This window comes from Massilia sp. Root418 (assembly GCF_001425265.1).
GTDB lineage: Bacteria > Pseudomonadota > Gammaproteobacteria > Burkholderiales > Burkholderiaceae_D > Rugamonas.
In genome coordinates this window covers 16,045-42,025 of the sequence record NZ_LMEC01000021.1, presented here as the reverse complement: position 1 = coordinate 42,025, position 25,981 = coordinate 16,045, and the positions used below count along the sequence as shown (strand labels likewise).

Genomic DNA, 25,981 nt, shown 5'->3' with positions numbered 1-25,981 from the left:
CACACATCGATTACGCATTTTTCTGGAATAACGCGTAAAACAATCCATCGTGATCCTGTTCGGCACTGCCGGTGGGCAGCAACTGACCGGGCGCATCGAGACGGGTGGCGCCATGGCGCACCGCGAAAGCGGCCGCCTGCGCCTCGGATTCTTGCGGCCACAACGAACATGTCACGAATAGCAATTTACCATTGGGGGCAAGCATCTGCCAAAGGTTGTCTAGTATTTTGCCGGAAAGTGTTGCAAGTTGGAGCGCGTCGCCCTTGCGGCGCAGCCAGCGGATGTCCGGATGGCGGCGCACGATGCCGGACGCCGTGCACGGCACGTCGGCCAGGATGCGGTCGTAGGCCTGGCCGTCCCACCAGTCCAGGTGCTGGGCGTCGGCCGCTTTCAGGGTGGCGTGCAGGCCCAGGCGCTCCAGGTTTTCGCCCACGCGCGCCAGGCGCTTGGCGTCCGCGTCCAGCGCGGTCACGTCGGCGTCGGCCAGCTCCAGGATGTTGCAGGTTTTACCACCGGGCGCGGCGCAGGCATCCAGCACGCGCATGCCGTCCTGGACATCGAGCAGCTGCGCGGCCAGCTGGGCCGCCGCGTCCTGCACCGACACCACGCCGGCGTCGAAACCGGGGATCAGGTGCACGCCGACCGGCTTGGCCAGGCGCACCGCCTGCGGGCCGATCTGGGCGGCGGCGATGCCGGCCTGCTCCAGCGTTGCCAGATAGTCGGCCACCGAGCTGCGGCGCGCGTTCACGCGCAGCGTCAGCGGCGGCGGCTGGTTACCGGTGGCCAGCACGGCCTGCCACTGGTCCGGGTAGGCCGCGCGCACGGCGTCGATCCACCACTGTGGGTAATTCCACTTGGCCACCGGCTGCAGCGCGGCCGCCTCCAGCAGCTGTTGCCGCTCGCGCTGGAAGCGGCGCAGCACCGCATTCACCATGGGCTTGGCGCGTTCGGTGTCCGGATGGGCCCAGGCCGCCCACACGGTCTGGTCGACCAGGGTGAACTGTTCATAGGCCAGGCTGCCGTCGGCGTCCGGCTGCATCAGCGGCAGCGCGCAGGCCAGCAAGGCCGCGACCAGCGGTTCGGGCGCCTTCGGCGCCATCAGGGCGATCAGCGCATCGCTGTGGCCGAGGGCGCGCATGGCGCGGTAGGCGATGTCCTGCATCGCGCCGCGCGCCTGCGGCAACGCGTTGGTGCTGGCGAATACGCCGGCCAGCGCCTGCGGCAGGGCCGTGCCGGTGCGCACCTGGGCCACGGCAAGGGCCGCGCCCAGCAGCGAAAAGGCCAGCGAATCGGGCGGCAGGTCGGTCTTGAAGCCGATTTGCAGCGCCGGCTTCAGGTCGCGGTGGTGGCTTTCGCGAAACTCGGGCTTGGCACGCGGCGGCGCGAATTTGGGCTCGGGCGCCTTGCGCTGTTTCGGGGCGGCCTTGGCCCACACTGCCGCTGCGCTGGTCGCATCCTCGGTGACCGGACGGCGCTCCTGCGCCGGGCGCGGCTTGGCTGCCGCCGGGCCCGCTCCCGCTCCTGCTCCCACTGCGCCGGCCGGCTTGGCGTATGCCGGTTTGCCTGCCGCCCCCTTGTATGGCGCCTTGCCCGCAGCACCCTTGTAGGGCGCCTTGCCGGCGGCGGATTTAGCCGGCGCGGCAGGGGTTTTCAGTTTCAGGACAGGGCGCTCTTTGGTCATCTTGTTGTATCCGTAATGGCTCGCGTCAGCCCATGGCAGGGCCGAGCGGCCCGCCGGGCCGCAAAAATCGCGGAAATTCTATAAAGGTGAGATTGTAACCGGGTTGTGGACAACTCCCGCAGCAAAGTACGCCCCTGTCGCCGCGCGTGCGCCGGGCAAACGTTTCATCACTCTTGCAAACCAGTATAATTACCGCTGTTTGGCCGGCGCAAAGCTGCCGGCCGTTTCGCTTTCAGAAGCGCTTTTACAAGATACTTAGCGCGGCCCGGCCGCCACCCACGCACATGCTCGCCCAACAGAAACAAGAGATCATCGCCCTGTTCAACGCCGCCCTGGCGCCCATCCTCGACGGTTCCGGCGTGAACGCCAACGTCGTGCTGGAACGCCCGCGCGACGCTTCGCACGGCGACGTCGCCTGCAATATCGCCATGCAGCTCGCCAAGCAGCTGAAGATGAACCCGCGCGAACTGGCCACCAAACTGGTCGCCGCGCTGCTGGACAACCCGGCCGGCAAGCACATCGTTGCTGCGGCCGAGATCGCCGGCCCCGGCTTCATCAACCTGCGCGTGACCGACGCGGCCAAGCAGGCCGTGGTCAAGTCCGTGCTGGCGCAGGGCGCGCAGTTCGGCAGCAGCGAGGCCGGCAGCGGCAAGCAAGTGATCATCGAATTCGTGTCCGCCAACCCGACCGGACCGCTGCACGTGGGCCACGGCCGCCAGGCGGCCCTGGGCGACGCGCTGTCGTCGCTGTTCGGCTCGCAGGGCTACAAGGTCACCCGCGAGTTCTACTACAACGACGCCGGCGTGCAGATCCAGACCCTGGCCACCTCGGTCCAGGCGCGCGCGCGCGGCTTCAAGCCGGGCGACGCCGAATGGCCCGAATCGGCCTACAACGGCGACTACATCCAGGACATCGCCGACGACTTCCTGGCGAAAAAAACCGTGTCCGCCTCGGACGGCGCGCCGGCCACCGCCTCGGGCAACGTCGACGACATCGAATCGATCCGCGCCTTCGCCGTGACCTATCTGCGCAACGAGCAGGACATCGACCTGCAAGCCTTCGGCGTGAAGTTCGACAATTACTACCTCGAATCATCCCTGTACAAGGACGGCAAGGTGAACGCCGCCGTGGAATCGCTGGTGAAGGCCGGCGTGACCTACGAACAGGAAGGCGCGCTGTGGCTGAAAACCACCGACTACGGCGACGACAAGGACCGCGTGATGCGCAAGTCCGACGGCACCTATACTTACTTCGTGCCGGACGTGGCTTACCACATCGTCAAGTTCCAGCGCGGCTACGACCAGGCCATCAACATCCAGGGCTCCGACCACCACGGCACCATCGCGCGCGTGCGCGCCGGCCTGCAGGCGGTGAACCTGGGCATCCCGCAGGGCTACCCCGACTATGTGCTGCACAAGATGGTCACCGTGATGAAGGACGGCGCCGAGGTGAAGATCTCCAAGCGTGCCGGCTCCTACGTTACCGTGCGCGACCTGATTGAATGGTCCGGCGGCGGCGACATCACCAAGGGCCGCGACGCGGTGCGCTTCTTCCTCATCTCGCGTAAGGCCGACACCGAATTCGTGTTCGACGTGGACGTGGCGCTGAAGACCTCGGACGAGAATCCGGTCTATTACGTGCAGTACGCCCATGCGCGCATCTGCCGCATGCTGGAGCTGTGGAACGGCGACGAAGCATCGCTGGCCAACGTGGACCTGTCGCCGCTGACCGCGCCGTCCGAAGCGACGCTGCTGGCCGCGCTGTCGGCCTACCCTGAAGCGCTGGCGCGCGCGCAGGCCGAACTGGGCCCGCACCAGGTGGCCTTCTATTTGCGCGACCTGGCCGCCGCGCTGCACAGCTTCTACTTCGCCGAAAAGGTGCTGGTGGACGACGAAGCGACCAAGCTGGCGCGCCTGGCGCTGATGGTGGCGACCCGCCAGGTGCTGCGCAACGGCCTGGCGCTGATCGGCGTCTCGGCGCCAAACAAAATGTAATTGCGAAGGATATCCCGCACAATGAGTTTCCGTTCCCGTCCCATCTCTTTGGACCGCCAGCAGGGCAACACGCTGGTGGGCATCATCATCGGCCTCGTGATCGGCCTGGTTATCGCGGTCGTCGTGGCACTGGTGATTACCAAGGGCGCCACGCCGTTCACCGACAAATCCGGCAAGGTGGGCAAGTCGACGGAGCCGACGGCGGGGCAAGTGTCCGATCCCAACAAGCCGATGTACGGCAACAAGGACGCCGCGCGCGAAGCGGCGCGCGACCTGTCGCGCGACTCGGCGGCTGCTCCGGCTGCCCCTGCCGCGCCGGCAGCGCCGGCAGTGCCGGTGCCGGCCGCGCCGTCCAAGCCTGCGGTGGACGAGCTGCAGCAGGTGGTGGACAAGATCGAGGCGGCCAGCAAGGCCAAGCCGGGCGCCACCAATGTGCAGCCGACGCCGGCGGGACCGGGGGCGGCAGCGGGCGAAGACAAGTTTGTATATTATCTGCAGGCTGGCGCTTTCCGCGAAGTGGCGGACGCCGAGAACACGCGCGCCAAGCTGGCCCTGCTGGGCTTCGAGGCCACCGTGTCCGACCGCACCACCGATACCGGCGTGCTGCACCGCGTGCGCATGGGTCCATACAATCAGGTGGAAACGATGAACAAGGTGCGCAGCAAACTGTCCGAGAACGGCATCGACGTGGCAGTGGTGCGTAATCAAAAGTAAGCAAGCACAAGTAAACAAGCAAAAACAAGGAAAACCGCATGCGTATCCTGAAGCAGCTGTTGAGCGTGGTAGCACTGTGCAGCGTGGCTTTTACCGCCGCCGCGTCCCCGGCCGCGCCCATCAGCGGCGTGGAATACCAGACGCTGGCCACGGCCCAGCCGACCGACACCGGCAAGAAGATCGAGGTGATCGAATTCTTCGCTTACTACTGCCCGCATTGCAACAACCTGGAGCCCATGCTGGAAGCCTGGGTCAAGAAACAGGGCGACAACATCGTCTTCAAGCGCGTGCACGTGTCGCGCGACGAGAGCGTGCTGCCGCAGCAGAAGCTGTTCTACACGCTCGATGCCATGGGCCTGCTGCCGCAATACCACAAGAAGGTGTTCCACGCGATGCACGTGGAGCGCAACCGCCTGAACCGCGACGAGCAGGTGTTTGACTGGGTGGCCGCCAACGGCATCGACCGCCAGAAGTTCATCGACACTTACCGCTCCTTCGGCGTACAGGCCAAGGTCAAGCGCACCGAAGGCATGATGGACTCCTACAAGATCGACTCCTGGCCGACGCTGGTCGTCGACGGCCGTTTCCAGGCCTCGCCGCACCTGGCAGCCGCCGGCATGCAGGGCAATCCCACTGAAGCCGAGCTGCAGGCCGCCGCGCTGCAAGTGATGGACTTCCTCGTCGCCAAGGCGAAAGCGGAAAAGAAATAAGCATGGGCCGCCGTTGAAACGCGTATTCATCACCGGCGCGTCGAGCGGCATCGGCGCCGCGCTGGCGCTGCGTTATGCGCAGCACGGCGCCACGCTCGGGCTGCTGGCCCGGCGCGGAGAATCCCTGCAGGCGCTGATCGCCACCCTGCCCTACCCTGAAAAACACCGCGCCTACGCGGTGGACGTGCGCGACCACGCGGCCATCCGCGCGGCCGCCATGGACTTCATCGAACACACCGGCGGCGCCGACATCGTGATCGCCAACGCTGGCATCTCGCACGGCACGCTCACCGAATACGCGGAAGACCTGCCGGTGTTCGAATCCATCATCGCCACCAACCTGAACGCCACCGTGGCCACGTTCGCGCCCTTCATCGCCGCGATGAAGCTGCAGAAGACGCCCACGCGGCTGGTGGGCATCGGCAGCGTGGCGGGCATCCGCGGCCTGCCCGGCGCGGCGGCCTACAGCGCCTCGAAGGCGGCGGTGATCAGCTACTGCGAATCGCTGCGGCTGGAAATGAAACCACACGGCATCGGCGTGGTGACGATTTCACCCGGCTATATCGACACCCCCATGACCCAGCGTAATGCTTACCCCATGCCCTTCCTGATGGCGCCGGACAAGTTCGCGGCGGCGGCAATGCGCACCATCGAGCGCGGCGACAGCTACGCCGTCATCCCCTGGCAGATGGGCGTGGTGGCCAAGGTGCTGCGCCTGCTGCCCAACGCCGTGTACGATGCCGCCTTTGCCAGGGCGCCGCACAAGGCCCGGCTGAACAACAAAGCACCATGACCTTGCATATCACCCCGGCCGCCATCGCGCGCCACTGCGCCGAGTGCGCCAGCCACGTGGCGATCGAAGTGGTGGCCGAAACCGGCTCCACCAATATCGACCTGCTGCAGCGCGTGAACGCCATGCGCGGCCCGGTGCTGCTGATTGCCGAGCGCCAGACCGCCGGCCGTGGCCGCGCCGGGCGCACGTGGCTGTCCCAGCCCGGCTCCAGCCTCACCTTCTCGCTGGCCTGGCGCTTCAAGGGGCCGCTGCACAACCTGGTCGGCCTGCCGCTCGCGGTGGGCGTGGCGCTGGCCGAAGCCATGACGGCGCTGGGCGTGCCGGTGCAGCTGAAGTGGCCCAACGACTTGCTGAAGGACGGCGCCAAGCTGGCCGGCATCCTGGTTGAAACCCAGGCCGCGCAGGACGGCGCCATCTGGGCGGTGATCGGCGCCGGCATCAACCTGCTGATGCCGGACCAGCTGGAGGCGGACATCGGCCGCGACGTGGCGTCCGCGCCCTGGCTGGCGCAGATGGACCGCAACGCACTGCTGGCCGCGCTGCTGAACCGCCTGGCCTCGGTGCTGGCCGAATTCGACGACACCGGTTTCGCGGCCTTCACGGAGCGCTGGAACCGCCTGCAGGCCTGGCGCGGCCAGGCCGTGCGCATCCTGGACCACGGCGACACGCTGCACGAGGGCCTGAGCGCCGGCGTGGACGGCTCGGGGCGCCTGCTGCTCGACACCGCGCAGGGCCAGGTGGCGGTGCTGTCGGGCGACGTGTCGCTGAGGCTGGCGCCATGATCCTGCTGATCGACGCCGGCAACACCCGCATCAAATGGGCGCTGCTTGCCTCCCCGCCCGCACCGGCCGCCGCGCTGGGCACGTGGCTGGACTACGGCGCGGTGATGCATGCCGACGCCGCCCGGCTGCCCGCCGCCTGGCACGCCGCACATGCCGCGCTGGTGGCCGCCGGCCACGCTGCCGTGAGCCGCGTGCTGGCCGCCAACGTGGCCGGCGCCGCGCTGCGCGACCGCCTCACGCACATGCTGGCCACGGGCGCCGACGCGCCCGGCGCCGGCGCCGCCACCGGTCCCGCGGGCGCGGGCGCCGCTGCCTTGCCATCGGAAAGCACGCCCGCCGCCGCGCTGCGGGTGGCGCCGGACGCCATCGAATGGTTCGCCTCCGTGCCCGAGCGCGCGGGCGTGAAGAACGGCTACCGCAACCCCGCCCAGCTGGGCTGCGACCGCTTCGCCGCCGCCATCGGCGCGCACGCGCTGGCGCCCGGCCACGCCGTCATCGTGGCCAATTGCGGCACCGCCACCACCATCGACGCGGTGACTGCCGACGGCCGCTTCCTGGGCGGCATGATCCTGCCCGGCCTGGGCCTGATGGCCACTTCGCTGGCGCGCAACACGGCGCAGTTGCCGCAGATAGCGCAAGGCGGTAAGCTGCCCTCAGGATTCGCCGACAACACGGACGACGCCATCCTGAGCGGCCTGCTGGCGGCGCAGGCGGGCGCCATTGAACACGCGTGCGCGCTGCACCAGGCCCAGGCCTGCCTAATTTCAGGCGGGGCGGCGGCATATATCGCCCCTGCCCTGCCGGCACACCTCCCGCACCGCCTGGTGGACAATATCGTGCTGATCGGCTTGCAGGCTGCCGCCGCCAGCGCGCGGCCTTAACCGACTTCCAGGAACACCCGTGCTGAAACTCATCTTCTGGTTGCTGCTTGCTGTGAACGGCGTCCTGTACGCCTACGGACAGGGCTATCTCGGCCATTTCAGCGGCAACGAGCGCGAACCGGCGCGCCTGAAGAACCAGCAGAACGGCGACAAGCTGGTGGTGATCCCGGCCGCCAAGGCCAATGCCGCAGCCGCTGCGCTCAAGTCCGAGACCGGCGCGCCCGACGAGAAGCAGACCGGCACCGTGGCCTGCTATGAAGTGGGCAACTTCGTGCTGGCCGAGGCACGCCGCTTCGAAGCGGCCGTGGCGCCGCTGGAGCTGGGCGACCGCCAGGCGCGCCGCAATCTGCCGGGCACGGAAATCTCCAGCTATATCGTGCACATCCCCTCGCAGGGCAGCAAGGAAGCGGCCGACAAGAAAACCGCCGAGCTGCGCGCGCTGGGCGTGACGAATTACTTCGTCATGTCGGACAACCCCGCCATGCGCTACGCCATTTCCCTGGGCGTGTTCAAGTCCGAAGCGGCGGCGCAGACCCAGCTGGCCATGCTGCAGAAGCAAGGCGTGCACAGCGCCCGCGTGGCGCCGCGCATGAGCGCGAGCAAGCTGCTGGCCTTCCAGTTCCGCGACATTGGCAGCGACGTGAAAGCAAAACTGGACGAGCAGCTGCAAGCCTTCCCGAACCAGGAAGGCCGCAGCTGCAAGTAACTCAGGTAGCGTTGATGGCGTCGATGGCGTTGATAGCGCCGGCTAGCGCTGGATAATCAGCGGCTTTAGGCCCATCGAGGACGGCAGAGCCGGAATGGCTTGCGCCGCCTCCTGCCGGGTGGCGTAGGGGCCGGCGTACAGGCGGTGCACCTCGCCCGACGGCACAATTTCCAGGCCACTCAGGCCGCCGTCCATGGCCAGCCTGGCGCGCACCGCTTCGGCATTCTCCTTGCGGCCATAGGCACCCAGTTGAAGATAGAAGCCGCTGGCGGCGACGGCTGCAGCCGCGCCGGCTCCCGGCACGGTCACCGCCGCCGGCGACGCCGAGGTTTCGGACCCGGCCACCGGCGTGAGGATCAGCGGCGCCGCGCGCGGCATCGCCTGCAAGGGCTGCAAGGACAGGCCGGTGGCCGCCGCCGGATCCGGTGCAGGGGCGGAGGCAGGAGCGGGGCCGGCAGGCGGCGCAGGGTACAGCATGGCCGCCGTCTCCGCAGCCGCGCGCGGCTTGGGCGGTGCCGCCGGCAGCGGCGCGGCGGCGGCAGCGGCCGGCTTCTCCTTGCCGCCGTCCTGGGATTTCGCGGCATTGAAACGCTCCACGTCCGCCGGCAGGATGCGCTCCACCTCCAGCTGGTGGCTGCCCTTGCCCAGCAATCCCAGCTTCAAGGCGGCCGTATAGGAAACGTCGATCACCCGCGTCGAGTGGAACGGGCCGCGGTCGTTGATGCGCACCACCACCTGGTTGCCGTTGTCCAGGTTCGTCACCTTGGCATAGGACGGAATCGGCAGCGTCGGATGGGCGGCGGACATCTTGTACATGTCATAGATCTCGCCCGACGAGGTGCGCTGGCCGTGGAATTTTTTGCCATACCAGGTGCCGAGCCCGCGCTGCACAAAGGGCTTATTCAAGTCCGTGATCGGCGTATAGGTCTTGCCGAAAACGACGTAGGGCTTGTTGTTGCGGGGATTGGGCGGTTCGTTGCGTACCTCCGCGTCCGGCGTGGCCATCAGGTTGGGCGGCGGGTTTTCGCCCGGGCCATCGTCCTGGTAGTAGCCGCCGCGGCCGGAGTTCGCTGGCGGCAGCACCGGCACGCCGGGCTCCTGGGGCTTTGCTGGCGGCTTGCCGGCAGGGGCGGGACGGCCGGACGGCGCCGGTTCCAGCGGCGTGGTGCCGCAGCCGGCCAGCGCCAGCAACGCGGCCAGGACCGCCGCCGGCAGCGCGCCTTGCAGGTTCAGGCGGCGCATCATGTCTGCACCAGCTTGCGGTGGCGCTGGATACTCATCAGGATACCCGACGCCAGGCCCAGCGTGAGCAGCGCCGTGCCGCCATAGCTCATGAACGGCAGCGGCACGCCGACCACCGGCAGGATGCCGCTGACCATGCCCATGTTGACGAATGCATAGGTGAAGAAAATCATGGTGACAGCGCCTGCCAGCAGGCGCGTAAAGAAGTTGGGGGCGTTGGCGGCGATCATCAGCCCGCGCCCGATCAGCAGCAGGTACAGCAGCATCAGGAACAGGTTGCCCATCAGTCCGAACTCTTCCGAGTAGACCGCGAAAATGAAGTCGGTGGTGCGCTCGGGGATGAATTCGAGGTGGGCTTGCGTGCCCTCTTTCCAGCCCTTGCCCATCATGCCGCCGGAGCCGACCGCGATGGTGGCCTGGATGATGTGGAAACCCTTGCCCAGCGGGTCGGTGGTGGGGTCGATCAGGGTCATGATGCGTTCGCGCTGGTAGTCGTGCATCATGGACCAGGCCACCGGCAGGCTGGCGCCGGCCGCAATGGCCAGGGCCAGGATGGCCTTCCAGGACAGGCCTGCCAGGAAGATCACGCAGAAGCCGGCCATGACCACCAGCAGCGCGGTGCCCAGGTCGGGCTGGCGCGCGATCAGGAACACCGGCAGCAGCAGCAGCACCGCCGCGATGGCGTAGGAATGCCAGCGCAGCGTGCCCTGGCGCTGCTGGAAGAACCAGGCCAGCATCAGCGGCACGGCGATCTTGGCGAACTCGGACGGCTGGATGTCGATCACGCCGATGTGCAGCCAGCGCCGCGCACCGAGCTTGATGGTGCCGACCGCCGCCACCGCCACCAGCAGCGCCAGCGTGACCACGTAGGCCGGCAGCGCGATGCGCATCATCATCTGCGGCGAGACGTTGGCCACCATCCACATCATGAGGAAGGACATGCAGATATTGCGCACCTGGTCCTCGATCTTGCCGGGTATGCCCATGCTGGCCGACACCAGCGTGACCAGGCTGGTGCCCAGCAGGAAGGTGATGATCAGCATCAGCGGACCGTCGAACACGGTCAGATAGGGTTTCATGCGGCGCCACAGCGAACGCCTTTCGTTAATGCGCATACGCGTCCCTTATTCTTTCTTGCGCGGCTGCGCGGGCGGCGCAGGCGGCTGCGCGCCCGGCGGCACCACGGTGGCATGCTTGCGCGGCGCCACGGGCGCCTGCGGCGGCGGGGTCTGGATCAGCGGCGGGTTCTGCAGCGGCTGCGGTTTGGCCGGGGCGGCAGCAGCGCCGGCTGCCGGCGCCGCGGCGCCGTCCGCGGCGCGGCGCTGTTCATTGACGACGGCGGCCGCTTCCTCATCGGCCGGATCCAGCACCGGCTCGAAGGCTTCGGCATCTTCCTTCGGCACCTTGGTGGTGTCCTTCTCGGGCAGCTTGCCCAGCAAATAGTAGTCCAGCACCTTGCGCGCGATGGGCGCGGCGACCGCGCCGCCGAAGCCCGCGTTCTCCACGATCATGGCCAGCACGATCTTCGGCTTTTCCGCTGGCGCAAAGGCGGTGAACCACGCATTGTCGCGCAGGCGCTCGTCGATCTTGGCTGCGTTGTACTTCTCATTGGCCTTGATCGCCACCACCTGCGCGGTACCGGTCTTGCCGCCCACCGCGTAGCCGGCGTTGGTAAAGGCGCGGTATGCGGTGCCGCCAGGTTCGCTGGTCACGCCCACCATGGCGTTCTTGATGAAGTCCACGTTCTCCTGCTTGAGCGGAATGCGGTAGCTTTCCTTGGGCACCGTGAGCGTGCGCGCGCGGGTGGCGCCGTCTTCCACGATCTTGACCAGGTGGGGCTTCATCACCACGCCGTTATTGGCCAGGATCGACACGGCCTGCGCCACCTGCAGCGGCGTATAGGCGTTGTAGCCGGAACCGTTGGCGATGGAAATGGTGTCGCCGCCCACCCACTTGCCGGCCTGCGGATTCTTCTTGAAGCGGTTGCGCTTCCATTCCTGCGACGGCAGCACACCGGTCTTCTCGTTGTCCAGGTCGATGCCGGTCGGCTGGCCGAACCCGAACGGCTTCATGAAGTCGTGGATCGCATCGATGCCCATGTCGCGGCCAAGCACGTAGTAGTAGGTGTTGCAGGACACGACGATGGATTTGCGCATGTCCACCGTGCCGTGCCCGCCCACCACGTCGTCGCGGAACTTGTGGGTGCCGAGGTAGAAGAAGCCTGGATCGCCGATCGCCTGGCTCGGCGTGCGCTTGCCCAGCTCCAGCGCGGCCAGCGCCATGAAGGGCTTGAAGGTCGAGCCGGGAGCGTAGGTGCCGGACAGCGGACGGTTCACCATCGGCTTGTCGAGCGAGGTATTCAGCTCATTCCAGCTTTGCGTGTCGATGCCGTCCACGAACAGGTTGGGGTCGTAGCCGGGGCGCGACACGTAAGCCAGGATGTCGCCGGTTTCCGGTTCGATGGCCACCAGCGCGCCGCGCCATTCGCCGAACGCTTCCTCCACCACCTGCTGCAGCTTGATGTCGATCGACAGGATCAGGTTGTTGCCCGGCGTGGCGGGCGTGCGCGACAAGGTGCGCACCGCGCGTCCGCCGGCCGACACTTCCACTTCCTCGTAGCCGGTGATGCCGTGGAGCTGCTTCTCGTAGCTCTTCTCCAGGCCTTCCTTGCCGATATGTTCGGTGCCCTTGTAGTTGCGCGCGTCGTCGCCGGCCTCGATCACCTTTGCTTCGCTCTGGTTGATGCGGCCGATATAGCCCAGCACGTGCGATGCCGTTTCGCCCAGCGGGTACTGGCGGAACAGGCGCGCCTGGATTTCCACGCCGGGGAAACGGAAGCGCTGCGCCGAGAAGCGCGCCACTTCCTCGTCCGTCAACCGGGTGCGCAGCGGCACGCCCTCGAAGCTCTTGGTTTCCTCCAGCAGGCGCCTGAAGCGCTTGCGGTCCTTGGCCTCCACCGACACCAGTTTGGACAGGTCGTCGATCACCTGCTCCAGCGGCACGCGCAGCTTGGACGGCGTGATCTCCAGCGTATAGGCCGAGTAATTGCTGGCCAGGACCACGCCGTTGCGGTCCACGATCAGGCCGCGGTTCGGCACCACCGGCACGAAGGCAATGCGGTTTTCCTCCGCCTGCGTCATGTAGTGGTCATGGTGTAGCACCTGCAGCCAGACAAAGCGCGCCAGCAGCAGCGCAAAGCAAATGAACACCAGCAGGCCAAGCGCGGACAGGCGCAGGCGGAACAGGTGCAGTTCGCGTTCGGTATTCTTAAGTTCAGTCATTGCAGGGTAAATCCAGGCCCTAGATCGGGCGCGTGTGGTCTTTGTCCACCGCGCGGCGCTGCGGCGCCAGCAGCAGCATGGAGATCACCGGCCACAGCACCACCGCCACCGCGCTCTCGATGAAGTACCAGAAGCTGGGGAACTTGCCGGACACGAAGAAGCGCACCATCAGCTGTACCAGCTGCGCCATCAGCAGCAGCGGGAACACGTGGATGGCTTGCGTCATCATGGGGAACCACAGCACGCGGCGGTGCATCATGATGGCGAAGTAGGACAGCAGCGTATAGGCCAGCGCGTTCTCGCCCAGCAGGGTGGCGTCGTGCACGTCCATCAGCAGGCCGAGGAAGAAGGCGGTGCCGATGCCGACCTTGCGCGGCTGGTGCACGCCCCAGAACACCAGCGTCAGCGCCACGAAGTCCGGCGCGCCGACGAAGTGCCCCCATGGCAGCAGGTTGAGCAGGAAGGCGCACAGCAGGCTGAACGCGATGAACAGCGGGCTGACCGGCAGCAGGATGTAATGTGGGCGATTCATCGCGTGTCTTTCTTGGGTTCGGCGGCGGCCGGCTTGGCGGCGGGTGCGGCGGGTGCAATGGCAGCACCGGGGACGGCAGCGGGGGCAGCGCCCGTGGCGGCCGCAGCTGCGGCACCGGGGATGGCGGCCGGCGCGGCGCCCGGAGGAGCGGCAGGCGCGGGAGCGGCGGTGGCCGCAGCTGCAGCGGCCTCCCTGGCAGCCTTGCCCTTCTTGCCCGGCTTGATCGGTTCTTCCTCCGGCGGCCGCGGCGGCAGGTCCGGCGGCGACATCAGGATCAGCAGCTGGCGGTGGTTCTGGATGCCGGCCAGCGGCTGGCACACCACGCGCCCGAAAGCGCCGTTGCCGTTGCTCTCCACCTGCGACACGCGCGCCACCGCCAGGCCGGCGGGATACACGCCGTCGATGCCGGAGGTGATCAGGATGTCGCCCACCTGCACGTCCGCGTTGGGCGCCATGAAGCGCAGGTCCAGCTGGCCGCTCTGGCCGCGTCCATAGGCCACGCTGCGCAAGCCGTTGCGCAGCAACTGCACCGGGATGGCCTGTTCCTTGTCCGTCAGCAGTGTGACTTCGGAGGTGAACGGGAACACCCGCGTCACCTGCCCCACCACGCCCTGGTTGTCGATGACCGGCAAGCCGAGCTGCACGCCTGCCTGCGCGCCGCGGTCCAGCACCACCTTGCGGCTGGCGCTGTCACGCGCGTCGTACAGGATTTCGGCCAGCATGGACTTGCCGGGCACGTGCTCGCGCGCGTCCAGCAGCTTGCGCAGCTGCGCGTTCTCGGTACTGTGGAGCTGCGCCTGCTGCAAGGCTTGCGCGGTCACGATCTGCTGCTGGCGCAGGTCGCGCACCTGCTTTTCCAGCGAGGACAGCGAAGAGAAGTAATCGCCGACGCCGTAGATCGCGTCGCGCGGCATCAGCGCCGCCATCTGCAGCGGGTAAAGCACCGTGCCGACCACCTGCCGCACCGTGGTCAGCGCGTGCATGCGCGCATCGGCCAACAGCAGTGCAATCGAAATGCAGGCGAACAGCGTCATCTTGACGCGGGCGGACGCGCCTTGTTTGAAGAGTGGCGGAGGACTGTATTCCATGACTTCCAATAATCCGGCGCTCGCGCGCCACCGAACGGCCTTAGCCTGAAAAACCAGCTTATAAAGCAGCGGGGCGGCTCCTGGCCGCCCCGCTTACTCAGATCATTCGTAGGAGAAGATGGAGCCCAGCTGGTCCATCCGCTCCAGCGCCATGCCGGAGCCGCGCACCACGCAGGTGAGCGGATCTTCGGCCACCAGCACCGGCAGGCCGGTTTCCTCCATCAGCAGGCGATCCAGGTCGCGCAGCAAAGCGCCGCCGCCGGTCAGCATCATGCCTTTTTCGGCAATGTCGGCGCCCAGTTCCGGCGGGGTCTGTTCCAGCGCATTCTTCACGGCCGAGACGATGTTGTTCAGCGGGTCGGTCAGCGCTTCCAGGATCTCGTTGGACGAGATGGTGAAGGAGCGCGGGATGCCTTCGGACAGGTTGCGGCCCTTGACTTCCATCTCTTTCACTTCGGAGCCCGGGAATGCCGAACCGATGGCCTTCTTGATGGCCTCGGCGGTCTGTTCGCCGATCAGCATGCCGTAGTTGCGGCGGATGTAGTTGACGATGGCTTCGTCGAACTTGTCGCCGCCCACGCGTACCGAACCCTTGTACACCATGCCGCCCAGCGAGATGATGCCCACTTCGGTGGTGCCGCCGCCAATGTCGACCACCATCGAACCGGTAGCGTCGGAGACCGGCAGGCCGGCGCCGATGGCGGCCGCCATCGGCTCTTCAATCAGGTACACCTGCGAGGCGCCTGCGCCCAGCGCCGATTCGCGGATCGCGCGGCGCTCCACCTGGGTCGAACCGCAGGGCACGCAAATGATGATGCGCGGCGACGGGCGGAAGAACTTGGAATCGTGCACCATGCGGATGAACTGCTTGAGCATCTGCTCGGTGACGGTGAAGTCGGCAATCACGCCGTCCTTCATCGGGCGGATCGCCTCGATGTTGCCAGGCACTTTACCCAGCATCTGCTTGGCTTCCTTGCCCACCGCCTGGATCGTCTTCTTGCCGTTGGGGCCGCCTTCCTGGCGGATCGCTACTACCGACGGTTCGTCCAGCACGATGCCGGAACCGCGTACATAAATCAGGGTGTTGGCCGTGCCCAAGTCAATGGCCAGATCGGTGGAAATATACCTGCGTAAAAAACCAAACATGAGTATCCTGTGGCGCGTTGCCCGCACGCGCGGGCAGTTATAGGGAGTATCCGTGGAGGCGGCGGCAGCCTGTGCATTTATGTGCATGGCGCCAGCTACGCATCAACCCGCCATTCTACCTTATAATTCGAATGTTATTTACCATTAATCCGCTCTAAAGTGCGACGCTGCAACGCGTAAATTACGCGGCAATTGCAGGATTTTCAAGGTTAAATAGCCGGAATTACAAGTTCTTTATCAATACTACAACCGCGCGGTCCGCCGCGCTTCTCGCCATGTCCCTGACACTATCCGACGTAAAACGCATCGCCAACCTGGCACAACTGGAAATGAGCGAAACCCAGGCGGGAACCGCCCTGGACCAGCTGAACGGTATTTTCGCGCTGGCCGAGCAGATGCAGGCCGTGGACACCGCCGGCGTTGCGCCGCTGAGCCACCCGCTGGCGGCCCATATGAACAACATCGCCCTGCGCCTGCGCGAGGACGTGGCTACCGAGCCAAACCGACGAGAGCACTATCAGAAAGTGGCGCCGAAGACCGAAGACGGCCTGTATCTGGTACCCAAAGTAATTGATTAGTGATTGATTAAGAAATAATGTCCATGCATACCAAAACCATTAAGGAGCTGTCCACGCTCCTGCAGAACAAAGACATTTCCGCCACTGAATTGGCGACGCATTTCCTGGACCGCATCGAGAAAAGCGAGCTGAACGCCTTCCTGCACGTGGACCGCGCGCTGACGCTGGCGCAAGCGGCCGAAGCGGACGCGCGCATCGCCGCCGGCACCGCCACTCCGCTGACCGGCGTGCCGATCGCGCACAAGGACATCTTCGTCACCCAGGGCTGGCGCTCCACCGCCGGCTCGAAAATGCTGGCCAACTACGTCAGCCCCTTCGACGCCACCGTGGTGCAGAAGTTCAACGCGGCCGGCATGGTCACGCTGGGCAAGCTGAACTGCGACGAATTCGCCATGGGCTCGGCCAATGAAAACTCGGCCTTCGGCCCTGTGAAAAACCCCTGGGACCACGCGGCCGTGCCGGGCGGCTCCTCGGGCGGGTCCGCCGCCGCCGTGGCCGCGCGCCTGGCGCCGGGCGTGACCGGCACCGACACCGGCGGCTCGATCCGCCAGCCGGCCGCCTTCTGCGGCATCACCGGCATCAAGCCGACCTACGGCCGTGTGTCGCGCTTCGGCATGATCGCGTTCGCCTCCTCGCTCGACCAGGGCGGCCCGATGGCCCAGACCGCTGAAGACTGCGCCCTGCTGCTGAACGCCATGGCCGGCTTCGACGAGCGCGACTCCACCAGCCTGACGCCCGAGCAGGGCGGCGTGGAAGAAGATTTCTCGCGTGACCTGAACCAGCCGCTAGCCGGCCTGCGCATCGGCGTGCCGAAAGAGTACTTCGGCGAAGGCCTGGCAGCCGACGTGGAAGCGGCCGTACGCGCCGCGCTGGCGAAATACGTGGAACTGGGCGCCAGCCTGGTCGACATTTCGCTGCCCAACACCGCCCTGTCCATCCCCGCCTACTACATGATCGCCCCTGCGGAAGCCTCGTCCAACCTGTCGCGCTTCGACGGCGTACGCTTCGGCCACCGCGCCGACGGCTACAAGGACTTGCAGGACATGTACAAGAAGACCCGCGCCGAAGGCTTCGGCCCGGAAGTGCAGCGCCGCATCATGGTGGGCACCTACGTGCTGTGCCACGGCTACTACGACGCCTACTACCTGAAGGCGCAGCGTATCCGCCGCTTGATCGCGCAGGACTTCGAAGCGGTGCTGAACGGCCCGGATGCGGTATGCGACGTGATCATGGGGCCGGTGGCCCCCACCGTGGCCTGGGACCTGGGCTCCAAGTCCGACCCGGTGGCCAACTACCTGGCCGACATCTACACCCTGTCCACCAGCCTGGCCGGCCTGCCCGGCATGTCCATTCCCTGCGGCTTCGGCCAGGGCGACAAGAACGGCAAGCGCCCGGTCGGCCTGCAGATCATCGGCAACTATTTCGCGGAAGCCAAGCTGCTGAACGTGGCACACCAGTTCCAGCAAGCAACCGAGTGGCACAAGCAAGCCCCGAGCGGCATCTAATCCCTTATACAGAGAGAACAGAAACATGGAATGGGAAGTCGTCATCGGTATTGAGAACCACGTGCAACTCACTACCGAATCGAAAATTTTCAGCGGCTCGCCGATCAAGTTCGGCGCCGAGCCGAACACGCAAGCCAGCCCGGTGGACCTGGCGCTGCCCGGCGTGCTGCCGGTGATGAACAAAATGGCCGTGGACCGCGCCATCCGCTTCGGCCTGGCCGTGGGCGGCAAGATTGCGCCGCAGTCCATCTTCGCGCGCAAGAACTACTTCTACCCGGACTTGCCGAAAGGTTATCAGATCAGCCAGTTCGAGGATCCGGTGGTCCAGGGCGGTTCGCTGACCTTCGGTTACGAAAAGGACGGCAAGTTCGTCACCAAGACCGTCAACCTGACCCGCGCCCACCTCGAAGAGGACGCTGGCAAGTCGCTGCACGAGGACTACCACGGCATGTCGGGCATCGACCTGAACCGCGCAGGCACCCCTCTGCTGGAGATCGTGTCCGAGCCGGAAATCCGCAGCGCGGCCGAAGCGGTAGCTTATTGCAAGGCGCTGCACGGCCTGGTGATGTGGCTGGGCGTTTGCGACGGCAATATGCAGGAAGGTTCTTTCCGCTGCGATATTAACGTGTCCGTGCGTCCAAAAGGCGCCACCGAATTCGGCACCCGCTGCGAAATTAAAAACCTGAACTCCTTCCGCTTTATTGAAGAGGCGGTTCACGTTGAAGTACGCCGCCAGATCGAATTGATCGAAGACGGCGGCAGCGTAGTGCAGGCCACCCGCTTGTACGATCCGGATAAAAAAGAAACCCGCCAGATGCGCAGCAAGGAAGACGCGCAGGATTACCGTTATTTCCCTGACCCGGATCTGCCGCCGCTGGCGATTTCGGAAGACTGGATTTCGCGCGTTAAAGCGGACATGCCGGAATTGCCGGGCGTAATGCGCACGCGCTTTATCGAAGAATACGCGCTGCCGGAATACGATGCACTTGTGTTGACTTCGTCCAAAGCCATGGCGCTGTATTTTGAAGCCGTGGTGGCAAAAGCCGGCAAGGAAAATGCAAAAGCCGCCGCCAACTGGCTGATGGGTGATGTTTCTTCTACCTTGAATCGCGAAAATACCGACATCGGCGCTGCACCGGTCAAGCCGGAGCAATTGGCCGCCATGCTGAAGCGTATCGCGGACGGCACTATTTCCAACAAGATCGCCAAGGAAATTTTCGGCGCCATGTGGGAAGCCAATTCGGCCGATGAAAACCTGGTGGACGCGATTATCGACGCCAAGGGCTTGAAACAAATCTCGGATACCGGCGCGCTGGAAGCCATCGTTAACGATGTATTGGCGGCCAACGAGAAATCGGTGGAGCAATATCGAGCAGGCAAGGAAGCGGCAATTAATGCGCTGATTGGCCAGGCCATGAAAGCATCCAAGGGTAAAGCCAATCCGGCGCAGCTGACGGAGCTGTTGAAGAAGAAACTGGCCGGCTGATATCTTTCAGCGGTCATGTGATAAGGCGCCTTCGGGCGCCTTTTTTATTGGCGGCGCGCGGCGGGTTACGGCTTGCGCCTAACCCGCCCTACGGATGCCTTCACGTAGCACACGTAGGGCGGGTTAGCGCAGCGTAACCCGCCATCTATGAGCACGATCGCGCCAACATCTGGCATGAACTGGCCGAAAACCGCCATTTAGGGCCGTTTACTGCTAAGAGATTCAGGAACCGATGCGAGGCTGCATCCAGGCGAGGATATCGGCGAAGATTGCTTCGCGGTTTGTCTCGTTGAAATTCTCGTGGTAATTCTTCAGCTGATAACTGTAGCGCAGCAGGTTGCTGTCTATCGCCATCAGCATGGCTTCAGCCGCTTGGGCATCCGCCAGTTTATCGTCGCCGGCCACCACTGCAAATATCGGATGGCGCCAGCCGGACATTTTCTCGGCCAAGCCTTTTTGCGCCTCGGCCAGCGCATGGCCGAAACGCACGGTTAATTCCGTGGCGCGCGTGCCATCGCTTTCATCAACGTGATGGCGCGCGGTAATAGCGGCATCATGCGTTAACACATCGGTGAAAGAAGCCAGCGGCACTTTCATTTCCGGCAGCAGCCGCGCCAGCAGGCCCGACATTTTCTGGAGCAGCGGCGAGATCTTCACCGCGTTAACATAATAAGGAGAAGAAAGAATAAAGCCCTGCACTTCATCACTGCGCCGCAAGCGTTCCAGGCCGAACCGGGTGGCAATCAGCGCCCCCATGGAATGGCCCATGACAAATATCGGCAGGTCGGGATAATTCTTCTTCACCCAGGCCAGGAATAATTCGGCCTCGTCCAGGAAAATATCGAAATCGGGAATATCGGCGCGACGCTTTCCGTCATGTCCGCACATATCGAAACTGGCGGTGGCGATACCGTGGTTGCGGAAATACAGGGCCGGCGTGACATAATCGCCCGCATGCGCCAGGGCGCCATGCAGCGCCATGATGACGGCGCGCGGCTGGGAAGGCTCCCATATGTGGATGGTGCGCTCGGCTGCGTCCCGTCCTTTAAAACGCGCCAGCCGGTCTTCGGAGAAACGCATCAGGAGGTAATGCTGAGGGTGATGCCCATTTCTATCAGCAGCGTCAATTCCGCCAATGAGAAATCCAGTGTCGGCGAGCCCGGTGCGGGATCGCAGACATAGGCGATGCGCAGTTCCGCCTCGATATTCGGTGCGTTGAACGAAATGCCACGCGCCTGGCATTCCATCAGGAAACCGTGCACTTGCTTGAGCAAGGCCATGGGATTTTTGTCGGTGGCCAGGTTGACGTAAAAGCCGGAATCGATGCGCACCCGGCCATCCGGCCGCACATCGCCCTTCTCCCAGTCACTGTCCGGCTCGGCCGGCAGGCCGTCGCGGACGTCGGCCAGCGCGCCGGCGTCGCCATATACTTTCAGTGTTGCGATATTCATTGTTGCTCCTGCGTCAATGTTACAGCAAAGAAAATACAGTCTAGCATAGGCTCACCGGCAGGTGAGCGCCGCGCCCCTGCGCAGCGCTCTTCCATATTCAGGCCACGCCGTACTGGGCGCGGTAGGCCGCCACTTTTTCCTTGTATTGCTGCAGCGCCGGGTCGGCCGCCGCGCCGGACAGATAGGTGAACAGGTCGTCCAGGTTGCCAATGGAGATGACCGGGATGCCATAGGTCTGCGCCACTTCCTGCACCGCCGACAGGTCCGACATCACGCCATCCTTGGCGCCGCGCTCCATGCGGTCCAGGGCGATCAGCACGGCAGCCGGTTCGGCGCCGGCGGCGCGTATCATGGCCACCGATTCGCGCACCGAGGTGCCGGCGGAGATCACGTCGTCAATGATGACGACCTTGCCCTGGAGCTTGGCGCCAACGATGGTGCCGCCCTCGCCGTGGTCCTTGGCTTCCTTGCGGTTGAAGGCGAACGAGGTGTTGCGGCCCTTGCCGGCCAGCGCCACCGCCGTGGCGGACGCCAGGGTGATGCCTTTGTAGGCGGGACCGAACAACATGTCGAACTCGACGCCGGAATCCAGCAGGGTCTGCGCGTAGAACTGGGCCAGCTGGGCCAGCGTGGCGCCTTCGTGGAACAGGCCGGCGTTGAAGAAATACGGCGACTGGCGCCCTGCCTTGGTGGTGAACTCGCCAAAGCGCAAAACTCCCGTTGCCACGGAAAACGCGATAAACTCTTGCCGTAAATTTTTCATATTGCCTCGTAAGTGGTAAGTGCCTGTATTTTAATCCCTGTGCCTCTATGCCAAAAATCATTTCCGCAAATCTGAACGGTATCCGTTCCGCCGCCACCAAAGGCTTCTTCAACTGGATGGCAACGCAAGATGCCGACTTCGTCTGCGTACAGGAGCTAAAAGCCGTCGCCACCGATATGACGCCCGAGTTCCTGAACCCCGGCGGCTACCATGGACACTTCCACTACGCGGAGAAGAAAGGTTATTCCGGTACTGGCATTTATAGCAAGATCGCGCCGGATGCGGTGATGATAGGCTTCGGCAATCCGGAGTTCGACGCGGAAGGCCGCTACGTGCGCTGCGATTTCGGCCCGCTGACGGTGATTTCCGTGTACTGCCCTTCCGGCTCGTCCGGCCCGGAGCGCCAGGAAGCCAAGTTCCGCTTCATGGAGTCTTTCATCGAGCACCTGAAGGCGCTGCACGCGGAAGGCCGCGAAGTGGTGATCTGCGGCGACTGGAATATCGCGCACCACGAGATCGACCTGAAGAACTGGAAAGGCAACAAGAAGAACTCCGGCTTCCTGCCCGAAGAACGCGCATGGCTGACCCGCGTGTTCGACGAAGTGGGTTTTGTGGACGTGCACCGCGGCCTGGACAAGCGCGAAGAACAATATACCTGGTGGAGCAACCGCGGCCAGGCCTACGCGAAGAACGTGGGCTGGCGCATCGACTACCACGTGGCAACCAAGGGCATCGCCAGCAAGGCGCACCAGGTGGCGATCTACAAGGATGAGCGCTTCTCGGATCACGCCCCGCTCATCATCGACTATCACCCGCATTGATATTTCTCATATGAAAAATATGATGCCGTGGCGCTACTTTATTGATACTATACGGTAGCGCTCCTGCCTCTGCCTTTTCTATTCCTATGACCCTCGCTACCTCCACGGCCACCGCACCGGTGCTGACCTCCGCCACGCCTGCCGACAACTCCGGCGCCGTCAGCGCCAGCGCCAATATCGTGCTGAACTTCAGCGGCGCGGTGCATGCGGGCAGCGGCTATATCACCATCAGCGACGGCGCCACGCAGACCTATATGGGCCGCGACGGCCTGCTGCACACGCGCCTGGTGGGGGCGACCGACACCCGCACCATCAGCATCGCCGACGCCAGCCAGGTCACGATCAGCGGCAGCCAGGTGACCATCAACCTGAGCTCGGACCTGAAAGCCGGGGTCAGCTACAGTGTGCAGATGGGCAGCGGCGTGCTGCTGGGCGAATCGAACCTGAGCTATGCCGGGCTGGCCGACGCCACCAAGCTGAACTTCGCCGTCGGCGCGGCAACCGTGCCGGCACCGACGGCCGTGGTCGATTCGCTGTCCATGTACAGCTGGGGCAGCGAGGGCCCGTTCGTGACCAATATCGCGGCCCAGCATTTCAGCGGCACCATCAATGGCGCGCTCAACAGCGGCGAAAAAGTGGAAGTGTCGATCGACGGCACCACCTGGCACAGCGCCACCGTGAGCGGCGGCAACTGGAGCTACGACGCCACCATCGCCGCCAGCGGCACGCTGCGCGCGCGCGTGAGCAACAGCGCGGGCGTCAGCACTGAGCCGCTGAGCCAGGCTTACACCTACGACACCACCGGCCCCGTCATTTCCAGCATTTCGCTGAGCAAGGAAGCGCTGAGCGTGGGCGAATCGGCCACGCTGACCGTGGTGTTCTCGGAAAAAGTGACCGGCCTGACGCTGGACGCGTTCGGCAAGCACAACAGCCTGCTGCGCGGCCTGGAAGCGTCCGCCGACGGCAAGACCTGGACCGCCATCGTCACCATGGGCAGCGAAGGCCTGCTGGGTGGCGACGTGGCGCTCAACCCGTCCGCCGTGAAAGACGGCGCCGGCAACTATGGCACGGGCGACTGGAATACCGTCACCTACACGCGCAAACCCGGCTCGCTGGCCGAAACCAGCGTGACGCTGAAGGCAGGCAGCGACACCGGCCAGCACACGGACGACGGCCTGACCAAGGACGACACGCCGACCGTACACCTTGACATCGGCCACGTGGCCGGCCTGCTGGCGGGCGACATCATCAAGATCTACGACGAAGCCAGCGAGAAGGTGGTGGGCACGCATACGGTGACCGCCTACGACCTCGGCATGTACGGCGGCAGCATCGATATCGACATCGATGCCGAACATGCGCTTGCCGAAGGCACGCACCAGCTGGTGGCCTATGCCAGCGACGCCGCCGGCGTGCGCGGCGCCACCACCGGCACCGCGCTTGAGGTGACAGTGGATACCACCGGACCGGCCATCACCAATACGTCCCCGGCCAACGGCCCGGCGGTCGATCCCGGCCTGCAGACCATCACGCTCACCTTCAGCGAAGACATCGACTGGTCGTCCAGCGACGGCATCGCCATCGTGGACGACCAGGACAATCCTGTGCTGGACCTCACGTTCGAAACCCCGCCGCCAGCCGGCGAGGAAGTCCCCAGCTACAGCTACCTGTCCTACGACAGCGAAACCCATGTGCTGACCATCAAGCTGCATACGCCGCTGGCTGCCGGCAAGGGCTACGGCGTGTACAGCGTCGGCGAGATCAAGGACCTGGCGCATAATGCCTACGCCGGCAACACCCAGTTGCTGGGCTTCCTGATCAACGGCGAAGGCCAGGCCATCCCGCTGGCGCCGACGCTGGCCATCACCGACACCGGCGCGGCCGGCGACGGCGTGACCAGCAACGGCACCATCACGGTCAGCGGCATGACCGCCAGCCACTGGAAATATTCGCTGGACGGCGGCGCAAGCTATTCCGATGAGCGCAATGCGGACGGCGGCAACGTGACCTTCGACATTCCGAACGACGGCAGCTATGAGGCCGGCCAAATCCTGGTCAAGCAGTACAACACCGCAGGCCAGGAAAGCAGCGCCGGCAGCCTGGCAATCAATCTGACGGTGGACCGCGTTGCACCGGAAGCTGCCGTGCTGAGCGCCGGCAGTTTCAGCCAGGGCGCCACCGCCATCAGCGGCAGCTACCAGGGCACGCTGCGGAGCGGCGAAGTGATCCAGTATTCGCTCAACGGCACCGACTGGAGCGCGGCAACGGCCGCCAACGGCACCTGGAGCGTGAGCGGCGTGGCGCTGGGCGACAGCGGCAAGATTGCGCTGCGCGTGGCCGACCTGGCGGGCAACGTGGCGGATAACCCGCACGTCCCGGACACGCTTCCGACCTGGTTCGGCAGCAGCAGCGGCGGCTCCTATACCGCCACCGCCAGCACGGTGCTGGTGGCCGGTGCGGGCAACGACGGCGTGGGCCTGGTGGGCGGCGTGGCCGGCTACCTCGACGGCGGCGCCGGCGACGACACGCTAATGCTGGTCAATTCGCTCAACCTGGCCAGCGCCGCAGGCCAGATCAAGAACTTCGAGAACATTGCGCTGGGCAGCGGCGTTACGCTCACGCTGGGCAGCATGGCGGCCGTGGCGGCGCTGGATCTGCCCGGGTCCTTGATTTCGGGCTTCAGCCTGCTGACCGTCGAAGGCTCCAGCAGCGCGCATATCGACCTGGCCGGCACCAGCGGCTGGCGCGCAGTCAACTCGGACAATATATTCGGCCTCGGCCTCAACCTGCTCAGCGAACTGCTGGGCTGGCACAACATCTACGTCAATACCGACGCGCACGTCATCATGATGGTCGGCTCGCCCCAGGTCGATAATATCGCCGGCCTGCTCTAAGGCGGCTTACAGGCTGCGGCGGCTTTCGTAGTGGCGGATGCCGCCGCCCACGGGATCGGGGAAAGTGATGGAACGCGCCAGCAGCTTGAGCGGCTGCGACACGTCGTCCTGCTTGCACGGCAGGGCTACCGGATAAAAGGCGTCGTTCACGATGGGAATGCCGAGCGAGGCCAGATGCAGGCGCAGCTGGTGCTTGCGCCCGGTGTGCGGCCACAACCGGTACAGGGTGTGCTCTCCGCCCGCGTAGCCGTGCTCGATCACGTCGATCACGGTTTCCGAGTTCGGCTCGCCCTGCTCCTCCTTCATGACGAAAAACTTGTCGCCATCGACCATGCGGCTGCGGTAGGTGAAGGGAAAACTGCGCCCGTGCAGGCGCGGTGCCAGCGCCTCGTATTCCTTCTGCACTTCGCGCTTCTGGAACAGCGACTGGAACGCGCCGCGGCTGGCGATATTGGACGAGAACACCACCACGCCGGCCGTTTCGCGGTCCAGGCGGTGGATGGGCGTGAGCTCGGGCAGGTCCAGCTTCTTTTTCAGCCGCACCAGCAGCGTCTCGTGCAGGAAGCGCCCGGTGGGTATCATGGGCAGGAAGTGCGGCTTGTCCACCACCACCAGGTGCTCGTCCTGGAACAGGATCTCTTCCTGGAACGGAATCGGCGTTTCGGCCTGCTCCAGCTCACGGTAATAGAAAATGCGCAGGCCGCGCCGGTAGCGGCTGGACGGCTGCAGCGGGCGGCCCTCGCCGTCCACCACGTCGCCGCGCGCCATGCGCTCGCGCCACGCGTCCGCGCTCACGGCCGGGTAGCGCTCCACCAGGAAGTCCAGCATATTGGTCCACTGCCCTTCCGGCAGCCACAGATAGCTGGGGGCGACCCCGTCCCGGATCGGCAACGGCAGCGCCGGCTGGCGCTGCGCCTTGTCGTGCGGCGGCAT

23 protein-coding genes are annotated in these 25,981 nt (G+C 65.2%); 12 read left to right on the top strand and 11 right to left on the bottom strand.

Features of this window, described 5'->3' with window-relative positions; translation table 11 throughout:
- Window positions 1-10: 10 nt before the first annotated feature.
- The gene (gene rsmB, locus ASC94_RS18255; RefSeq protein WP_082616655.1) at window positions 11-1,681 is read right to left on the bottom strand and encodes a 16S rRNA (cytosine(967)-C(5))-methyltransferase RsmB; all 1,671 of its coding nucleotides are present in this window, start codon (window positions 1,679-1,681) and stop codon (window positions 11-13) included.
- 284 nt (window positions 1,682-1,965) lie between these two features.
- Between rsmB and argS the strand changes: the two genes are divergently transcribed.
- Genes argS through ASC94_RS18220 form a run of 7 tightly spaced genes read left to right on the top strand, consistent with a single transcriptional unit; the run spans window position 1,966 to window position 8,261 of the window.
- On the top strand, window positions 1,966-3,675 hold the full coding sequence (argS, locus tag ASC94_RS18250; RefSeq protein WP_056398271.1) for an arginine--tRNA ligase: 1,710 nt from the start codon (window positions 1,966-1,968) through the stop codon (window positions 3,673-3,675).
- Window positions 3,676-3,696: 21 nt separating this feature from the next.
- Window positions 3,697-4,389, top strand: coding sequence for an SPOR domain-containing protein (locus tag ASC94_RS18245; protein ID WP_056398269.1), 693 nt, complete (start codon window positions 3,697-3,699; stop codon window positions 4,387-4,389).
- Window positions 4,390-4,427: 38 nt separating this feature from the next.
- A complete protein-coding gene (locus ASC94_RS18240) occupies window positions 4,428-5,099 on the top strand; it encodes a thiol:disulfide interchange protein DsbA/DsbL (RefSeq protein WP_056398266.1) in 672 nt (223 codons plus the stop codon).
- A gap of 13 nt (window positions 5,100-5,112) precedes the next feature.
- The gene (locus tag ASC94_RS18235; protein ID WP_056398263.1) at window positions 5,113-5,892 is read left to right on the top strand and encodes an SDR family oxidoreductase; all 780 of its coding nucleotides are present in this window, start codon (window positions 5,113-5,115) and stop codon (window positions 5,890-5,892) included.
- Window positions 5,889-6,674 carry a biotin--[acetyl-CoA-carboxylase] ligase gene (locus ASC94_RS18230; RefSeq protein ID WP_056398260.1) on the top strand — a complete coding sequence of 262 codons (786 nt, stop codon included), beginning with the start codon at window positions 5,889-5,891 and terminating at the stop codon, window positions 6,672-6,674. Before ASC94_RS18235 ends, ASC94_RS18230 begins: the two co-directional genes overlap by 4 nt.
- Window positions 6,671-7,555, top strand: a complete 885-nt coding sequence (locus ASC94_RS18225; protein ID WP_056398258.1) for a type III pantothenate kinase — start codon at window positions 6,671-6,673, stop codon at window positions 7,553-7,555. Before ASC94_RS18230 ends, ASC94_RS18225 begins: the two co-directional genes overlap by 4 nt.
- A 19-nt stretch (window positions 7,556-7,574) precedes the next feature.
- Window positions 7,575-8,261 (top strand): SPOR domain-containing protein, encoded by a 687-nt coding sequence (locus ASC94_RS18220; RefSeq protein WP_056398255.1) that lies wholly within the window; start codon window positions 7,575-7,577, stop codon window positions 8,259-8,261.
- A 42-nt stretch (window positions 8,262-8,303) separates the two neighbouring features.
- On the opposite strand, the gene ASC94_RS18215 is transcribed toward ASC94_RS18220, so the two are convergent.
- The 6 genes from ASC94_RS18215 to ASC94_RS18190 form a co-directional block, all read right to left on the bottom strand.
- Window positions 8,304-9,506 (bottom strand): septal ring lytic transglycosylase RlpA family protein, encoded by a 1,203-nt coding sequence (locus ASC94_RS18215; RefSeq protein WP_229417331.1) that lies wholly within the window; start codon window positions 9,504-9,506, stop codon window positions 8,304-8,306.
- Complete coding sequence (gene rodA / locus ASC94_RS18210; protein WP_056398252.1) at window positions 9,503-10,618, bottom strand: rod shape-determining protein RodA; 1,116 nt, start codon at window positions 10,616-10,618, stop codon at window positions 9,503-9,505. Before rodA ends, ASC94_RS18215 begins: the two co-directional genes overlap by 4 nt.
- A gap of 9 nt (window positions 10,619-10,627) precedes the next feature.
- Window positions 10,628-12,784 (bottom strand): penicillin-binding protein 2, encoded by a 2,157-nt coding sequence (mrdA, locus tag ASC94_RS18205; RefSeq protein WP_056398249.1) that lies wholly within the window; start codon window positions 12,782-12,784, stop codon window positions 10,628-10,630.
- 19 nt (window positions 12,785-12,803) lie between these two features.
- The gene (gene mreD / locus ASC94_RS18200; protein ID WP_056398245.1) at window positions 12,804-13,316 is read right to left on the bottom strand and encodes a rod shape-determining protein MreD; all 513 of its coding nucleotides are present in this window, start codon (window positions 13,314-13,316) and stop codon (window positions 12,804-12,806) included.
- Complete coding sequence (gene mreC, locus ASC94_RS18195; RefSeq protein WP_056398242.1) at window positions 13,313-14,404, bottom strand: rod shape-determining protein MreC; 1,092 nt, start codon at window positions 14,402-14,404, stop codon at window positions 13,313-13,315. Before mreC ends, mreD begins: the two co-directional genes overlap by 4 nt.
- A gap of 102 nt (window positions 14,405-14,506) precedes the next feature.
- A complete protein-coding gene (locus ASC94_RS18190) occupies window positions 14,507-15,550 on the bottom strand; it encodes a rod shape-determining protein (RefSeq protein ID WP_056398240.1) in 1,044 nt (347 codons plus the stop codon).
- Window positions 15,551-15,825: 275 nt separating this feature from the next.
- Here ASC94_RS18190 and gatC point away from each other — a divergent pair, with 275 nt between their 5' ends.
- The 3 genes from gatC to gatB are packed head-to-tail and all read left to right on the top strand — an operon-like array spanning window position 15,826 to window position 19,119.
- The gene (gene gatC, locus ASC94_RS18185; RefSeq protein ID WP_056398235.1) at window positions 15,826-16,128 is read left to right on the top strand and encodes an Asp-tRNA(Asn)/Glu-tRNA(Gln) amidotransferase subunit GatC; all 303 of its coding nucleotides are present in this window, start codon (window positions 15,826-15,828) and stop codon (window positions 16,126-16,128) included.
- Window positions 16,129-16,151: 23 nt separating this feature from the next.
- Window positions 16,152-17,633 carry an Asp-tRNA(Asn)/Glu-tRNA(Gln) amidotransferase subunit GatA gene (gene gatA, locus ASC94_RS18180; RefSeq protein ID WP_056399620.1) on the top strand — a complete coding sequence of 494 codons (1,482 nt, stop codon included), beginning with the start codon at window positions 16,152-16,154 and terminating at the stop codon, window positions 17,631-17,633.
- A gap of 25 nt (window positions 17,634-17,658) precedes the next feature.
- The gene (gene gatB, locus ASC94_RS18175) at window positions 17,659-19,119 is read left to right on the top strand and encodes an Asp-tRNA(Asn)/Glu-tRNA(Gln) amidotransferase subunit GatB (RefSeq protein WP_056398232.1); all 1,461 of its coding nucleotides are present in this window, start codon (window positions 17,659-17,661) and stop codon (window positions 19,117-19,119) included.
- 222 nt (window positions 19,120-19,341) lie between these two features.
- Here gatB and ASC94_RS18170 read toward each other — a convergent pair whose 3' ends face one another.
- The 3 genes from ASC94_RS18170 to pyrE form a co-directional block, all read right to left on the bottom strand.
- Window positions 19,342-20,199 carry an alpha/beta fold hydrolase gene (locus tag ASC94_RS18170; RefSeq protein ID WP_056398228.1) on the bottom strand — a complete coding sequence of 286 codons (858 nt, stop codon included), beginning with the start codon at window positions 20,197-20,199 and terminating at the stop codon, window positions 19,342-19,344.
- Window positions 20,199-20,570 carry a hypothetical protein gene (locus tag ASC94_RS18165; protein ID WP_056398225.1) on the bottom strand — a complete coding sequence of 124 codons (372 nt, stop codon included), beginning with the start codon at window positions 20,568-20,570 and terminating at the stop codon, window positions 20,199-20,201. Before ASC94_RS18165 ends, ASC94_RS18170 begins: the two co-directional genes overlap by 1 nt.
- Window positions 20,571-20,667: 97 nt before the next feature.
- Window positions 20,668-21,333 carry an orotate phosphoribosyltransferase gene (gene pyrE / locus ASC94_RS18160; RefSeq protein ID WP_056398217.1) on the bottom strand — a complete coding sequence of 222 codons (666 nt, stop codon included), beginning with the start codon at window positions 21,331-21,333 and terminating at the stop codon, window positions 20,668-20,670.
- A 47-nt stretch (window positions 21,334-21,380) separates the two neighbouring features.
- On the opposite strand from pyrE, the gene ASC94_RS18155 reads away from it, so the two are divergent.
- Both ASC94_RS18155 and ASC94_RS18150 read left to right on the top strand, forming a co-directional pair.
- Complete coding sequence (locus ASC94_RS18155) at window positions 21,381-22,154, top strand: exodeoxyribonuclease III (RefSeq protein WP_056398214.1); 774 nt, start codon at window positions 21,381-21,383, stop codon at window positions 22,152-22,154.
- An 86-nt stretch (window positions 22,155-22,240) separates the two neighbouring features.
- The gene (locus ASC94_RS18150; RefSeq protein ID WP_056398211.1) at window positions 22,241-25,048 is read left to right on the top strand and encodes an Ig-like domain-containing protein; all 2,808 of its coding nucleotides are present in this window, start codon (window positions 22,241-22,243) and stop codon (window positions 25,046-25,048) included.
- 6 nt (window positions 25,049-25,054) lie between these two features.
- On the opposite strand, the gene ASC94_RS18145 is transcribed toward ASC94_RS18150, so the two are convergent.
- A complete protein-coding gene (locus tag ASC94_RS18145; protein WP_056398209.1) occupies window positions 25,055-25,981 on the bottom strand; it encodes a pseudouridine synthase in 927 nt (308 codons plus the stop codon).

Coding starts and splice junctions, on each gene's coding strand:
- argS (WP_056398271.1), top strand. CDS start 1,966: ATGCTCGCCCAACAGAAACAAGAGATCATCGCCCTGTTCAACGCCGCC.
- gatB (WP_056398232.1), top strand. CDS start 17,659: ATGGAATGGGAAGTCGTCATCGGTATTGAGAACCACGTGCAACTCACT.
- ASC94_RS18155 (WP_056398214.1), top strand. CDS start 21,381: ATGCCAAAAATCATTTCCGCAAATCTGAACGGTATCCGTTCCGCCGCC.
- ASC94_RS18225 (WP_056398258.1), top strand. CDS start 6,671: ATGATCCTGCTGATCGACGCCGGCAACACCCGCATCAAATGGGCGCTG.
- ASC94_RS18145 (WP_056398209.1), bottom strand. CDS start 25,981: ATGCCGCCGCACGACAAGGCGCAGCGCCAGCCGGCGCTGCCGTTGCCG.
- ASC94_RS18170 (WP_056398228.1), bottom strand. CDS start 20,199: ATGCGTTTCTCCGAAGACCGGCTGGCGCGTTTTAAAGGACGGGACGCA.
- ASC94_RS18245 (WP_056398269.1), top strand. CDS start 3,697: ATGAGTTTCCGTTCCCGTCCCATCTCTTTGGACCGCCAGCAGGGCAAC.
- ASC94_RS18150 (WP_056398211.1), top strand. CDS start 22,241: ATGACCCTCGCTACCTCCACGGCCACCGCACCGGTGCTGACCTCCGCC.
- ASC94_RS18190 (WP_056398240.1), bottom strand. CDS start 15,550: ATGTTTGGTTTTTTACGCAGGTATATTTCCACCGATCTGGCCATTGAC.
- mrdA (WP_056398249.1), bottom strand. CDS start 12,784: ATGACTGAACTTAAGAATACCGAACGCGAACTGCACCTGTTCCGCCTG.
- ASC94_RS18165 (WP_056398225.1), bottom strand. CDS start 20,570: ATGAATATCGCAACACTGAAAGTATATGGCGACGCCGGCGCGCTGGCC.
- ASC94_RS18240 (WP_056398266.1), top strand. CDS start 4,428: ATGCGTATCCTGAAGCAGCTGTTGAGCGTGGTAGCACTGTGCAGCGTG.
- ASC94_RS18230 (WP_056398260.1), top strand. CDS start 5,889: ATGACCTTGCATATCACCCCGGCCGCCATCGCGCGCCACTGCGCCGAG.
- mreC (WP_056398242.1), bottom strand. CDS start 14,404: ATGGAATACAGTCCTCCGCCACTCTTCAAACAAGGCGCGTCCGCCCGC.
- pyrE (WP_056398217.1), bottom strand. CDS start 21,333: ATGAAAAATTTACGGCAAGAGTTTATCGCGTTTTCCGTGGCAACGGGA.
- gatA (WP_056399620.1), top strand. CDS start 16,152: ATGCATACCAAAACCATTAAGGAGCTGTCCACGCTCCTGCAGAACAAA.
- mreD (WP_056398245.1), bottom strand. CDS start 13,316: ATGAATCGCCCACATTACATCCTGCTGCCGGTCAGCCCGCTGTTCATC.
- rodA (WP_056398252.1), bottom strand. CDS start 10,618: ATGCGCATTAACGAAAGGCGTTCGCTGTGGCGCCGCATGAAACCCTAT.
- gatC (WP_056398235.1), top strand. CDS start 15,826: ATGTCCCTGACACTATCCGACGTAAAACGCATCGCCAACCTGGCACAA.
- ASC94_RS18215 (WP_229417331.1), bottom strand. CDS start 9,506: ATGATGCGCCGCCTGAACCTGCAAGGCGCGCTGCCGGCGGCGGTCCTG.
- rsmB (WP_082616655.1), bottom strand. CDS start 1,681: ATGACCAAAGAGCGCCCTGTCCTGAAACTGAAAACCCCTGCCGCGCCG.